The sequence below is a fragment of the Aeromonas sp. Y318-3 genome, from assembly GCF_027706185.1.
GTDB classification, from domain to species: Bacteria; Pseudomonadota; Gammaproteobacteria; order Enterobacterales; family Aeromonadaceae; genus Aeromonas; species Aeromonas veronii.
Map to the genome: position 1 here is coordinate 1 of NZ_JAPDCN010000018.1, position 12,062 is coordinate 12,062.

Here is a 12,062-nt window from a genome sequence, read left to right on the forward strand (position 1 = left end):
GAGCGGGAAACGAGACTCGAACTCGCGACCCCGACCTTGGCAAGGTCGTGCTCTACCAACTGAGCTATTCCCGCAACTACCTTAAAACAGGCCGTACAGCATTTGGTTGCTTGCGCTACTGTACGGGAGCCGAATTATAAGAGCAGTCATTCCAATTGCAAGGGCTTTTTTGTCTGGTTGCGCGCGTTCGCTCAAAAGCTGGCCGAACTGTCGATTTTAGCAGCCAGCGCATGACAAACCCTTGCCGGGGAATCAGATCTTGAAGACGTGGCTGCGATAGAACTGCAGCTCGGCGATGGATTCGCGGATATCGTCCAGCGCCTGGTGGGTGCCGCTCTTCTTGAACTGATCCAGCAGTTCCGGCTGCCAGCGGCGTACCAACTCCTTGATGGTACTGACGTCAACGTTGCGGTAGTGGAAGAAGGCTTCCAGCTCGGCCATGTGCTTGACCATGAAGCGGCGATCCTGACCGATGCTGTTGCCGCACAGCGGGCTGGTGCGCTCCGGCACCCACTGGCGAATGAACTCGAGGGTCTCGGCAATGGCTTTCGCCTCGTCGTGCTGACTCGCCTTGACCCGGGCCACCAGACCGCTCTTGGTATGGGTGTTGACGTTCCAGTCGTCCATCTTGGCCAGCTCTTCATCACTCTGATGAATGGCGATGACCGGCCCTTCGGCCAGTACGTTCAGATCCTTGTCGGTGACTATGGTGGCAATCTCCAGTACCACGTTCTCTTCGGGGTCGAGACCCGTCATCTCCATGTCGATCCATACCAGGTTCTGCGCGCTGACTGTCATGATTGCTCTCTCTATTGGGAGGAATGGCGGAATTTTGCCAATTTGCATGTATCATACTGGCTTTGGATCTGTTCATAAACTGGCGAATCGAGTGGCAAAGAAAGCAAAACTCAATCTGGGTCAACAAAGGCGCGTCCAGGCCAACCGCGAACGGCGGCTGCAAAAAGATCACACCACAGTGGTGGATGACACCCTGTTTGGCCCCGCCATCGAAGGGGTGGTGATCAGTCGTTTTGGTCAGCACGCAGACGTGGAAGCGGTCGATGGCACCATTCACCGCAGCAACCTGCGGCGCAGCAGCATCAGCAGTCTGGTCTGTGGCGACAAGGTGGTGTGGCGTCCCGGCCTCAATGCCGCGACAGCGGGCGTCATCGAGGCGGTGCATCCGCGCCACTCGGTACTGACCCGGCCGGACTTCTACGACGGTGTCAAACCCATCGCCGCCAATATCGACCAGATCATCATCGTCTCGGCGGTGATGCCCGAGTTCTCCACCAACATCGTCGACCGCTATCTGGTGGCCGCCGAGGATGTGGAGATCCGCCCCCTCATCGTGCTGAACAAGGTCGACATGCTCGATGATGCCGCCAGAGCGCGCATCGAAAGCCAGCTCGAAACCTACCGCAAACTCAATTACGAGGTGCTGCTGGTGAGCTGCGAGAGCGGCGAAGGGCTGGATGAACTCAAGGCAGCCCTGACCGACAAGATCAGCATCTTCGTTGGCCAGTCCGGGGTGGGCAAGTCGTCGCTCACCAACGCCCTGATGCCGGGGCTGGATGTACTCACCGGCGAGATCTCCGAAAACTCGGGGCTCGGCCAGCACACCACCACCACGGCGCGGCTCTACCACTTCCCGAGCGGTGGCGATCTCATCGACTCCCCGGGGATCCGCGAGTTCGCCCTCTGGCATCTGGAGGCCGACCGCATCACCTGGTGCTTCGTCGAGTTTCGCGACTATCTGGGTGGCTGCAAGTTCCGCGACTGTACCCACAAGGACGATCCCGGCTGTGCCCTGCGCGCCGCGGTCGACGCGGGCGCCATCAGCGCCGATCGCTTCCACAACTATCACCGCATCCTGGAAACCATGCAGGAAGCCCGTCACGGTCGCCAACAGGCGCGCCTGTGACCCTAATAAACCTACGTTGATGATGAACATGAGCATTACTGACAACCTGAAAATTGCCGGTCAATACTGTCTGCCCAAGCACGCCCTCTCCCGTCTGATCGGCAAGTTTGCCGCCGCCGAAGCGGGCAACATCACCACTAGGGTGATCGAGGCCTTTATCAAGCAGTATCAGGTCGACATGAGTGAGGCGCTGCACGAGAGTCCAGCCCACTACAAGAGCTTCAACGAATTCTTCACTCGCGAGCTCAAGCCCGGTATCCGCCCCGTGGTAGAAGATGCCCTGACCCTGGCGCTGCCGGTGGATGGCACCGTCAGCCAGCTCGGTCCGATCCAGCAGGGCCGCATCATTCAGGCCAAGGGCCACGACTACAGCGCCCGCGAGCTGCTGGGCGGCTATGAGGATCTGGTGGCGCCATTCAAGGATGGCGACTTCGCCACCATCTATCTGGCGCCCAAGGATTACCACCGCATCCACATGCCGCTGGACGGCGTGCTGGAGAGCATGGTGTTCGTGCCGGGGGATCTCTTCTCCGTCAACCCGCTCACCGCCGAGAACGTGCCTAACCTGTTTGCCCGCAACGAGCGTGTGGTGGCCACCTTCCGCACCCCGCACGGCCCCATGGCGCTGGTGCTGGTCGGTGCCACTATCGTGGCCAGCATCGAAACCATCTGGGCTGGCAGCATTGCGCCAACCAAAGAGAAGAAGGTGGTGCGCTGGGACTACAGGGGCGACGAGGCCATTACCCTGCAGAAAGGCGCCGAGATGGGCCTGTTCAAGCTGGGCAGCACCGTGGTCTGCCTGTTTGGCCCGGGCATGCTGGCCGGTTTCGAGCCGCATCTGGCCAACGGGGTCACTACCCGCATGGGTCAGCCCTTTGCCAAGCTGGCGGAGCAGGCATGAGCGAGCAACCGAACGCCTCGCAGAAGAACAACCCGCTGCACGGGCTGACGCTGGAAGCCATCGTCACCGCGCTGGTCGAATACTACGGCTGGGAAGAGCTGGGGCAGCAGATCAATATCCGCTGCTTCACCGATAATCCCAGCATCAAGTCCAGCCTGAAGTTCTTGCGCAAGACCCCCTGGGCTCGGGAGAAGGTCGAAAGCCTCTACCTCTACGTCCAGCGCAAGCAAGCCAAATCGAAGAAGGAAGGGCAAGATGGCCTTTAAGATTACCTACACCTATAAAAAACAGGCCAAAGAGATCGGCTACGCGAACGACAAGTTCCGCAGCATCTACGACGCCATCGCCGCTGCCGAAGGGCTGGATCTCACCAGTTTTCACGCCATGGAGGCCCAGCTGGCTCAGGTTTGTCGCCGTGACAAAAAGAGCGTGAAGGATTATCAGGAGAACTACTTCAAAGAGTTGGGATTCTCCAACATCGTCATCGAACGGGAGCTTCAGGAGTAACCATGCGCACCTTGACTCTGATGGCCGCTTCTCTGCTGCTGGCGGCATGCAGTACACCGGAACAACATCTGGTGGGCAGCGATCGCGACAGTCACGGCTGTATCGGCAGTGCGGGCTATCAGTGGTCAGCGCTGACTGGCAAATGTGTGCGCCTGTTTGAAGAGGGTGTACGGCTCAATCCGACCGATGCCAGCCAGAACAGCAGCGCCTTCGTGATGTTCAATGCCGACCAGACGCAGGCCGAATTGCATCTGCCAAGCGGCGAGCAGCACCTGCTGACCCGTCAAGGTGCGGAGGGCAACTGGTCGTGGCAGGGCAGCGGCTACACCCTCTTCATCTGGAAGGGTTATGTGCTCAAGCACGGTGACAAGGTGCTCTATCACGGGGAATAACCCGAGCGCCTGATATCTTCACGATATCCACCAAATAAAATGCCGACCCAAGAGTCGGCATTTTTGTATCTGACACAACAGGTTATCAGGCACGGCTGAGGTAATCGGCCTGTCCCACCCACTTGTAGCTGGTGAGCTCGGTCAGCCCCATGGGGCCGCGAGCGTGCAGCATCTGGGTCGAGACCGCCACCTCGGCCCCCAGCCCAAACTGGCCACCATCGGTGAAACGGGTCGAGGCGTTGACATAGACCGCCGCCGAACCGGCCCCATTGACGAAACGTTCGGCGTTGGCCAGATCGTTGGTCAGGATGGCATCGGAGTGACCGGCGTTATGCTCGCGCATATGGGCCAGTGCCTCGTTCACATCCGCCACCAACTTGACCCCCAGGGTCAGCCCGAGCCACTCGGTATCGAAATCCTCCGGCCCCGCCTCGCACAGGTTATCGGCACCCGCCAGCAGCGCCATGGCGTTGGGCGCGGCCACCAGCGTCACCTTGCGCTCGTTCATCAGCATCACCAGCTGCGGCAGGAAGGTGGCTGCCACCTTCTCGTGTACCAGCAGGGTATCGAGGGCATTGCAGGCGGAGGGGCGTTGCACCTTGGCGTTGTCGATGACCGCCAGAGAGCGCACCAGATCTGCACTCTCGTCGACGAAAATATGGCTGATACCGAACCCGCCGATGATGACCGGAATGGAGCTGTTCTCCTTGCACATCTTGTGCAGGCCCGCGCCACCACGGGGGATGATCATGTCCACATAGCGGTCTAGGCGCAGCAACTCGCCAACCAGCGCCCGATCCGGGTTGTCGATGTACTGCACCGCCGCCTCGGGCAGACCGGAGGCCGCCAAGGCATGCTGGATCACCCGCACCAGCTCCAGATTGGAGTGGAAGGTCTCGCGCCCACCACGCAGGATGCTGGCGTTGCCGGTCTTGAGGCAGAGGCTGGCGATGTCGATGGTGACGTTGGGACGCGCCTCGTAGATGACGCCGATAACCCCGATGGGCACCCGACGACGGGAGAGGCGCAGGCCATTCTCCAGCACCCGGCTATCCATTTCGGCGCCGACCGGATCATCCAGCGTGATTACCTTGCGTACATCCGCCACGATACCGGCCAGCCGGGCCGGATTGAGCAGCAAGCGATCCAGCATCGCCTCTGACAAGCCCGCCTCACGGCCGGCTGCGATATCTTTCGCGTTGGCAGCGAGGATCTGCTCACTGCGCGCCTCCAGCTCGTCGGCTATGGCGGCCAGCGCCCGGTTCTTCTGCGCCGTGCTGACGGTCGCCAGCTGATAGGCGGCTTCACGGGCCGCCTGCCCCATTTTCTCCAGACTCATCTCATTTCCCTTTGTTCATGCCGTGCCGCCCTGATTAGAGCAGCACCATGTCGTCTCGATGGATAGCCACAGAGCCGTAGCCATAGCCCAATACCTGCTCAATCTGATCCGAGTGGACGCCGCGCAGCTTATCCAGCTCCAGATGGTCGTAACGGCAGATGCCGCGGGCCAGCTCGGCGCCCTTGGGATCAAGAATGCGTACCACATCGCCCCGAATAAAGTCGCCCTTGACCGCTACGATCCCCTTGGGCAGCAGGCTGGAGCCTTTATCCTTCATGGCGGCGACAGCCCCCTGATCCACATGCACTTCGCCGTGAGGGGGCGGGCCTGCCAGGATCCAGCTCTTGCGCCCTTCCAGCGGGGAGGCCAGCGCCGGGAAGAGGGTACCGATACGCTCGCCCTTGGCGAGACGGCCGATCACCTCCGGCATCTGGCCGGTCGCGATCACCACATTGACGCCGGCGCGACGGGCCACATCGGCCGCCTGCAGCTTGGTGGCCATGCCGCCGGTACCGAGGCCACTGACACTGTCACCCGCCAGCGAGCGCAGGGTATCGTCGATGGTCTGCACCTCTTCAATAAGCTGGGCATCCGGATTGGTGCGCGGATCGGCGGTAAACAGCCCCTTCTGGTCGGTTAGCAGGATCAGCAGATCCGCATCCGCCAGGATAGCGGCGCGGGCGGAGAGGTTGTCGTTGTCACCTACCTTGATCTCGGCGGTCGCCACCGCATCGTTTTCGTTGATGACCGGAATAATGCGGTGATCGAGCAGGGTGCGCATGGTGTCGCGGGCGTTGAGGTAGCGCTCCCGATCTTCCAGATCGGCGCGGGTCAGCAGCATCTGGCCGATATGCAGACCGTAGAGGTTGAACAGATCCTGCCATACCCGAATAAGCTGGGTCTGACCAACCGCTGCCAGCATCTGCTTGTTGGGCAGGGTTGGCGCCAGTGGCGGGTGACCCAGATGTTCACGCCCGGCGGCGATAGCCCCTGATGTGACGACCACGACCCGATGGCCGTGACGGTGCAAGGCCGCACACTGTCTGACCAGCTCGACCATATGGGCACGATTGAGCTGGGAAGACCCCCCTGTGAGCACGCTGGTGCCCAACTTGACGACTATGGTTCTGTTTTCCATGGGAGCATAAAGGCTAAAAAGTAAGGAATATCTTTATACCCACGGCCATGGTGCCCTGCAAGGCAATTAACGCCGGGGTGAGGAGATGGGGCAAAGCCCGGATGATTGCGGTCGGAAGGGGAGATGGCTGACTGATGGCCCGGCAAACAGCGGGATGCTGCTCGCCGGACATCAGGGATCAAGCGGCGGTCACGGTCAACTCATTGGTGACCTGATCCGCTGGCGCTAACTGACACTCCAGAGCCGTCAGTTTGTCGCTGATGAGCTTGTAGAAACGGTTGAGGGTCCGCTCCACTTCTACCTGGTGCTTCTTGGGGATCGGTTTGTCCAGCCACTCACCATCAGCATTGTAGAAACCGAGCTGATAGTGGTAACGGAAGTGGTGATCGTCCTGTTCCAGCACCAGCCACCAGCCCCAGAACTCCCGCTTGTCCGGCGCAGGCTTGGCGCTGACACAGACCGACAGGCAGTCGAAACGATAACGCCCCTCTTCGCAGAGATCTTCGCGCAAATAGGGGCCAATGGCAGCAAACTGCCTCAGCAGTCGCTTGTAGGTCACTCTTTCAGACATGTTAACCTCCCTGTTAAACAAGCCGCGCCACCTCGGGATGGCGTCAGTTCTTTAGCGCAATGTCAGGTACACAAATGCTGTTTCAGCCACTCGACGATTTCGTCCAGCGCCTTGTCATACACCTCCAGCAAAGGCTGTTTGTCGAATACGATGGCCTTGCCGTTACGACTGGCCGCCGCCAATGCCCGTACATCCTGCTCGGGACAAATAAAATCTCGCTTGTGTCCAATACTCAATATCGGCACCGATGTGCGAGTCCCCAGTAATCCTTGCGTTTTAAGTGAAAAAACCTGGCACTTGGTACGCATGCCGTCCCACTGCGCCGCATCAGCCCCCAACCGGTTGGCCAGACTGTCCCGCATCATGCGCGGGCACTTGGCAAACAGCTCCTGATTGGTAAACACCTGATTGACCCCGGCGCCGACACAGACCACGGTGCGCAGCTTGAACGGTTCGATAAAGGCTAGTCTGGCTGCGATATTGCCCGCCAGACGCATCCCCACCATGGCGATACGCTGATGATCGACCCAGGCCACTTCGGAGAGGTAATGGAGCACCGCCTGATGGAGACGGCTGGTATCTTGCACCAGCGGCCAATGCTCGGCATAGCCAACCCCGGGCATATCGAGGGAGAGCATGCCGATACCGTTGGGCTCGAGCCGTTTGAGATAGAAGTTGAGGAAATCGAGCTGCAGGGAGTCGATCCCGCCGCTGATGATCACCAGCGGCACCGGTTTTTCGGTCGTCGGCAGGTGGAGATAACCCTGAATATGCTTGCCGCGAAAAGGCACCTGGATCTCTTTGAGCGGCACCTTGAACAGGCGACCTGCCTCGCGATAGGCCATGTTGCCAAGCAGCTGGGCTTGATCCGCCAGCTCGTCATCCTTGAGATGGGGATAGCTGGCGATGGAGTAGTAGCGCACCGCCTTGAGCAGCTGTTTCAAGGCGCCAGAAGGATCACCCTTCTCGCGCAGTTCGCGGCCCTGCTTGAAATAGTTACCAGCCACCTGACTCCACTCGTAGATCCAGTTGCCGGGCACATAGCCCTTGATGGTATCGAGATAGCAATCGTGGGTGCGCTCGCCGGTCGCCATGGCGATACGGGCCAGGGTCTGCTCCACTTCGATGGGATCAGCCCCCTGCCAGGTCCAGGAGGGGCGGCGCAGCAGGCGATACCAGCTCTTTGACATGGAGCCGTCGATAAACATCTCGTCTGACTCGGCTTGCGCCAGATCAGCCGCACTGGAGTTGGAGATCTCGGATGTTTCCAATACCTTCTTGACGCGGGTAAAGAGCTGTTCGGTCAGGTTCAGGTCTTCGTTCAAGTCCAAGATAGTGTCCCATTCATATCAGGCAATAGCTCATCTTAACCACTTTTACTGCCCATCAGCCACCCTGCAACAGATTGATACACAAAAAAACAGGGCTCCAAATTGGAGCCCTGTGAAACCATTATTGCCGGTCGCGACCAATGGACGCAGCGAGCGTCACATCCCGATCCCGTTACTTTTCGTCGCAGATCGGTGTGGCGAACTCCAGTGCCATATCCCACGGCTGTTCGATCCAGGTATCCTGCGGGATCGCCACTTCGAAATCGTCCAGCAGCGCTTCGCCCATCGGCTTGGCGAAAATCGCGATGAACTTGGCTTTCGGGTAGAGCTCGCGGATCGCCTTGGCGGTAGTGCCGGTGTCCACCAGATCTTCCACCACCAGCCAGCCTTCGCCATCACCAGCGGTGGTGGCAGCCTTCACGACCACCAGCTCGCGCTGGCTGTCATGGTCATAGCTGGAGATGCAGAGGGTTTCCACATTACGAATGCCAAGTTCACGGGCCATCAGGGCTGCGGGCACCAGACCACCACGGCTGACCGCAATGATACCTTTCCACTGGCTGACAGGCAGCTGACGACGGGCCAGACGGCGAGCTTCACGTTGCAGGTTGTCCCACGACACATAGAACTTTTTCGGCATGTTATCGATCTCGAATAGTTATTTAAAAACAATCACTTAAAATAAAAACATCCGCAATTATCCCTGCGAATGCCAGTAAATGGCGGCCCTTGCCCGACTGAATTCAGATTGCACTACGGCTGCCTCAGGGCTAAGCCTCGGCAGCAAATCTGATAACAATGGAAGCAAGATGGGCTTATCCGGCGATCGGTTAGATGATGTGTCCAAACCGCGGACAGGCTGTTGGGCCGATATGATAGCACCGTTTGCAGAGAAAATGCCTGGCAAACGTATGCCAAAAACAGGAAAAATCGGCATCCCCCTCTCCATTCGGCACATCTAGAGCGCCAAACGACTAACCTGCCGTCCCTGCTGCCGAGTCCTAATGGGCTGTACGGCAAATCGCAGATAAAAAAATAGCAGGGGGAGGATTTACCTCGCGCACCTGCTGCTTTCTCGCCTCTGCCTGGTTGGGCAGCTCGTCTTAGCGACGAGTGACGAAGGGGTTAGGGTAGCTGAAACCCTGGGTATACAAAGAAGGGGCAAACCAATAGGTTGAGTTGCTGCCTGGCATATTGAAACTCCTGATTGCTTAACAAGTTACGTACCTTTAATGCGGGCTCAAATCCTTGAACGAACACTCGGTTCCATGGAGGCGCACTTGCTTTGCTTCGGTTCCCTGGAGGCTTTCATCGTCATCCTGACGGGTGGCGAACCACGGGAGCTAATTTACCAGTCGGTGCATTAAATTCAATGTTTTTGTGAGATCGGTCACATATTTTCTTTTCTATCGGTCAGCGTCGTCCGAACCTGACGATCGTACTGCCTGGTTGCCATCAGCCAGCACAAGCTGCCTGCGATTTGCGCTGATTGCTCACATTTTTGTGTGATTGACTGTATTATCGTTATCCTCTTCCCCGGCCCGCTGATGGGGCCCTGTTAATTCCGTGCTGGTAAGGAGTCCCGACGTGGCACAGCTTAGCTCTCTCTCTCCCAAACTGATTTGGCATTTCTTCGAACAGATCTGCTCCATTCCCCACCCTTCCAAACATGAAGCCAAACTGAGCGCCTGGATCATCCAATGGGCTCAAGGGGAAGGTCTGGCGGTCAAGCAGGACAAGGTCGGCAACATCATCATCAAGAAACCGGCCACCCCGGGGATGGAAAACCGCAAAGCCGTGGTACTGCAGGCCCACATCGACATGGTGCCGCAGGCCAACGCCGACACCAAACACGACTTCGCCAACGATCCCATCGATGCCTATGTCGATGGCGAGTGGGTCACTGCCCGTGGCACCACCCTGGGTGCCGACAACGGCATCGGCATGGCCGGTTGCCTGGCTGTGCTGGCTGACAAGACCATCAAGCACGGTCCGCTGGAAGTGCTGCTGACCACAGACGAAGAGACCGGCATGACCGGCGCATTCGGTCTGGAAGCGGGCTGGCTGGAGGGCGAAATTCTGCTCAACACCGACTCCGAAGAGGATGGCGAGGTCTACATGGGCTGCGCTGGCGGTGTGGATGCCAATATCCGCTTCCCGCTCGAGCTGGTTGATGCTGCTGAAGGTGAAGCGTTCGAGCTGGCGGTCAAAGGGCTGCGTGGCGGCCACTCCGGTTGCGATATCCATCGCGGCCGTGGCAACGCCAACAAGCTGCTGGTGCGTCTGCTCAAAGCAGCAGAGCCGCTGGGTGTTCGTCTGGCCGAGATCCACGGCGGCACTCTGCGCAACGCCATCCCGCGCGAAGCCCGTGCCACCCTGCTGGTGCCTGCTGCCAGCGTAAACGAGTTCAAGGCGCTGGTTGACCGCTACACCGGGATCTACCAGACCGAACTGGCCGCCACCGAGCCAAACCTGACCGTGCTGGTCAACAGCGCCGCCAAACCGGCCAAGCTGATGAGCGTCTCCCTGCAGCAGCGCCTGCTGGATGCCCTGATGGCCTGCCCGAATGGCGTGATGCGCATGAGCGATGCCATGCCCGGCGTGACCGAAACCTCGACCAACCTGGGGGTCATCAAGACTCAGGATGGCGAAGTGTACGTCCAGTGCCTGATCCGCTCCCTGATTGACTCCGGCCGCGAGAGCATCGAGCAGATGACCCGCTCCCTGTTCACCTTGGCAGGCGCCAGCTGCGAATTCACCGGTGCCTACCCGGGTTGGGCGCCGAACGTGGACTCCCCCGTCATGGCGCTGGTACGCAACAGCTACCAGACCCTGTTCGGCACCATGCCCAACGTCATGGTGATCCACGCCGGTCTCGAGTGCGGTCTGTTCAAGAGCGCCTATCCGGAGTGGGACATGGTCTCCTTCGGCCCGACCATCCGCGGTGCCCACTCCCCTGACGAGAAGGTACATATCCCGGCGGTCGAACGTTTCTGGCAACTGCTGGTGCACGTACTGGAAGCGATTCCGGCCAAATAATCCAGCCTACGCCACACGGCAAAACAAAGCCCCGCACTGCTGCGGGGCTTTTTGTTGTCTGTTCCAACCTGACGTTGGCACTTACCGGATGCCGCGGGCCTCGCGGATCCACTCCCAGGCTTGCTGGATCTCCTGGGTCTTCTCCTTGGCCATCTCCATCATCTCCGGCGGCAACCCCTTGGCAGCCAGCTTGTCCGGGTGATGTTTGCTCATCTCCTTGCGGTAGGCGCGCTTGATATCCTGATCGCTGTCGCTCTCGCTCACACCCAGCAGCTGGTAGGCATTCTTGAGGCGATCCGCAGAGGGTGCCGCCTGCCGATACTGCTGACCACCGGAATGGCCCCCCTGATACTGGCCATGAGCCTGATTGAAGAAGTTCATCTGCGCCTCGGCCATTGCCAGAATGCGAGCCAGCTCGATGCGGCTGAAACCCAGCTCGTCGGCAATGGTGTGCAGAATGGCGCGCTCGCCCTCCTCTACCCGACCATCTGCAAAGGCCGCCTGCAGTTGTACCTCGAGGAAGAAGCGCAGAATATCGCGCTGCCCCAGACTGGCACGGCGGAACTCGGCCAGGGTTTCGCGCAGCGGGAAGTCGGCCTCTTTACCGAGACGAAACGACTCCTGCGCCCGGGCACGCTGCTCCCCCACCAGCCGCATCCGATCCATCAGGTTGGAGGCAACCCGGATCTCCTGCTCGGTCACCTGGCCGCTGGACTTGGCGATGTGACCCATCACCGAGAAGGTGGCATGGAAAAAGACTGCTTGCTGCTCCTGACTCGGGCCGCGACGAAACGCCCCCTGCAACCCCATGCCACGGTCGAAACGGTGGCCGATCCAGAGGCCAATCAGGGCGCCGATGATATTGCCGAGCAGAAAACCGAAGAAGGCGCCCAGCACCTTACCCCAAATACGCATGGTTC

13 protein-coding genes and 1 tRNA gene are annotated in these 12,062 nt (G+C 59.4%); 6 read left to right on the forward strand and 8 right to left on the reverse strand.

Going from position 1 to position 12,062, the window contains the following annotated elements; translation table 11 throughout:
• Window position 1: 1 nt before the first annotated feature.
• Together OKB77_RS19755 and orn are read right to left on the reverse strand one after the other, a co-directional pair.
• A tRNA-Gly gene (locus tag OKB77_RS19755) sits at window positions 2–74 on the reverse strand.
• 178 nt (window positions 75–252) lie between these two features.
• Complete coding sequence (gene orn, locus OKB77_RS19760) at window positions 253–798, reverse strand: oligoribonuclease (protein ID WP_042080584.1); 546 nt, start codon at window positions 796–798, stop codon at window positions 253–255.
• Between the two features lie 91 nt (window positions 799–889).
• On the opposite strand from orn, the gene rsgA reads away from it, so the two are divergent.
• The 5 genes from rsgA to OKB77_RS19785 are packed head-to-tail and all read left to right on the forward strand — an operon-like array spanning window position 890 to window position 3,724.
• Window positions 890–1,924, forward strand: coding sequence for a small ribosomal subunit biogenesis GTPase RsgA (gene rsgA, locus OKB77_RS19765; RefSeq protein ID WP_041202348.1), 1,035 nt, complete (start codon window positions 890–892; stop codon window positions 1,922–1,924).
• A gap of 28 nt (window positions 1,925–1,952) precedes the next feature.
• The gene (gene asd / locus OKB77_RS19770; RefSeq protein WP_265776352.1) at window positions 1,953–2,825 is read left to right on the forward strand and encodes an archaetidylserine decarboxylase; all 873 of its coding nucleotides are present in this window, start codon (window positions 1,953–1,955) and stop codon (window positions 2,823–2,825) included.
• Complete coding sequence (locus tag OKB77_RS19775; protein WP_005338981.1) at window positions 2,822–3,091, forward strand: VF530 family DNA-binding protein; 270 nt, start codon at window positions 2,822–2,824, stop codon at window positions 3,089–3,091. Before asd ends, OKB77_RS19775 begins: the two co-directional genes overlap by 4 nt.
• Entirely contained in the window at window positions 3,081–3,332 is a 252-nt protein-coding gene (locus OKB77_RS19780; protein ID WP_265776351.1) for a DUF2960 domain-containing protein, read from the forward strand. Before OKB77_RS19775 ends, OKB77_RS19780 begins: the two co-directional genes overlap by 11 nt.
• A gap of 2 nt (window positions 3,333–3,334) precedes the next feature.
• A complete protein-coding gene (locus OKB77_RS19785; RefSeq protein ID WP_265776350.1) occupies window positions 3,335–3,724 on the forward strand; it encodes a hypothetical protein in 390 nt (129 codons plus the stop codon).
• Window positions 3,725–3,809: 85 nt separating this feature from the next.
• On the opposite strand, the gene OKB77_RS19790 is transcribed toward OKB77_RS19785, so the two are convergent.
• The 5 genes from OKB77_RS19790 to gpt form a co-directional block, all read right to left on the reverse strand.
• Window positions 3,810–5,063 (reverse strand): glutamate-5-semialdehyde dehydrogenase, encoded by a 1,254-nt coding sequence (locus OKB77_RS19790; RefSeq protein ID WP_265776349.1) that lies wholly within the window; start codon window positions 5,061–5,063, stop codon window positions 3,810–3,812.
• Window positions 5,064–5,097: 34 nt separating this feature from the next.
• Entirely contained in the window at window positions 5,098–6,201 is a 1,104-nt protein-coding gene (gene proB, locus OKB77_RS19795) for a glutamate 5-kinase (RefSeq protein WP_005338991.1), read from the reverse strand.
• A gap of 178 nt (window positions 6,202–6,379) precedes the next feature.
• Window positions 6,380–6,772, reverse strand: a complete 393-nt coding sequence (crl, locus tag OKB77_RS19800; RefSeq protein WP_005339003.1) for a sigma factor-binding protein Crl — start codon at window positions 6,770–6,772, stop codon at window positions 6,380–6,382.
• 62 nt (window positions 6,773–6,834) lie between these two features.
• Window positions 6,835–8,103 carry an esterase FrsA gene (gene frsA, locus OKB77_RS19805; protein WP_005349360.1) on the reverse strand — a complete coding sequence of 423 codons (1,269 nt, stop codon included), beginning with the start codon at window positions 8,101–8,103 and terminating at the stop codon, window positions 6,835–6,837.
• A 172-nt stretch (window positions 8,104–8,275) separates the two neighbouring features.
• Window positions 8,276–8,743 (reverse strand): xanthine phosphoribosyltransferase, encoded by a 468-nt coding sequence (gpt, locus tag OKB77_RS19810; protein ID WP_005339007.1) that lies wholly within the window; start codon window positions 8,741–8,743, stop codon window positions 8,276–8,278.
• 947 nt (window positions 8,744–9,690) lie between these two features.
• Here gpt and OKB77_RS19815 point away from each other — a divergent pair.
• On the forward strand, window positions 9,691–11,142 hold the full coding sequence (locus OKB77_RS19815) for an aminoacyl-histidine dipeptidase (RefSeq protein WP_201952622.1): 1,452 nt from the start codon (window positions 9,691–9,693) through the stop codon (window positions 11,140–11,142).
• 81 nt (window positions 11,143–11,223) lie between these two features.
• Here OKB77_RS19815 and djlA read toward each other — a convergent pair whose 3' ends face one another.
• On the reverse strand, window positions 11,224–12,057 hold the full coding sequence (djlA, locus tag OKB77_RS19820; protein ID WP_108542563.1) for a co-chaperone DjlA: 834 nt from the start codon (window positions 12,055–12,057) through the stop codon (window positions 11,224–11,226).
• Between the last annotated feature and the right edge of the window lie 5 nt (window positions 12,058–12,062).

What these genes read in the sequence shown, in the direction of transcription:
- orn (WP_042080584.1), bottom strand. Translation starts at nt 798, where the DNA reads ATGACAGTCAGCGCGCAGAACCTGGTATGGATCGACATGGAGATGACG.
- asd (WP_265776352.1), top strand. Translation starts at nt 1,953, where the DNA reads ATGAGCATTACTGACAACCTGAAAATTGCCGGTCAATACTGTCTGCCC.
- OKB77_RS19775 (WP_005338981.1), top strand. Translation starts at nt 2,822, where the DNA reads ATGAGCGAGCAACCGAACGCCTCGCAGAAGAACAACCCGCTGCACGGG.
- OKB77_RS19780 (WP_265776351.1), top strand. Translation starts at nt 3,081, where the DNA reads ATGGCCTTTAAGATTACCTACACCTATAAAAAACAGGCCAAAGAGATC.
- OKB77_RS19785 (WP_265776350.1), top strand. Translation starts at nt 3,335, where the DNA reads ATGCGCACCTTGACTCTGATGGCCGCTTCTCTGCTGCTGGCGGCATGC.
- OKB77_RS19790 (WP_265776349.1), bottom strand. Translation starts at nt 5,063, where the DNA reads ATGAGTCTGGAGAAAATGGGGCAGGCGGCCCGTGAAGCCGCCTATCAG.
- proB (WP_005338991.1), bottom strand. Translation starts at nt 6,201, where the DNA reads ATGGAAAACAGAACCATAGTCGTCAAGTTGGGCACCAGCGTGCTCACA.
- crl (WP_005339003.1), bottom strand. Translation starts at nt 6,772, where the DNA reads ATGTCTGAAAGAGTGACCTACAAGCGACTGCTGAGGCAGTTTGCTGCC.
- gpt (WP_005339007.1), bottom strand. Translation starts at nt 8,743, where the DNA reads ATGCCGAAAAAGTTCTATGTGTCGTGGGACAACCTGCAACGTGAAGCT.
- djlA (WP_108542563.1), bottom strand. Translation starts at nt 12,057, where the DNA reads ATGCGTATTTGGGGTAAGGTGCTGGGCGCCTTCTTCGGTTTTCTGCTC.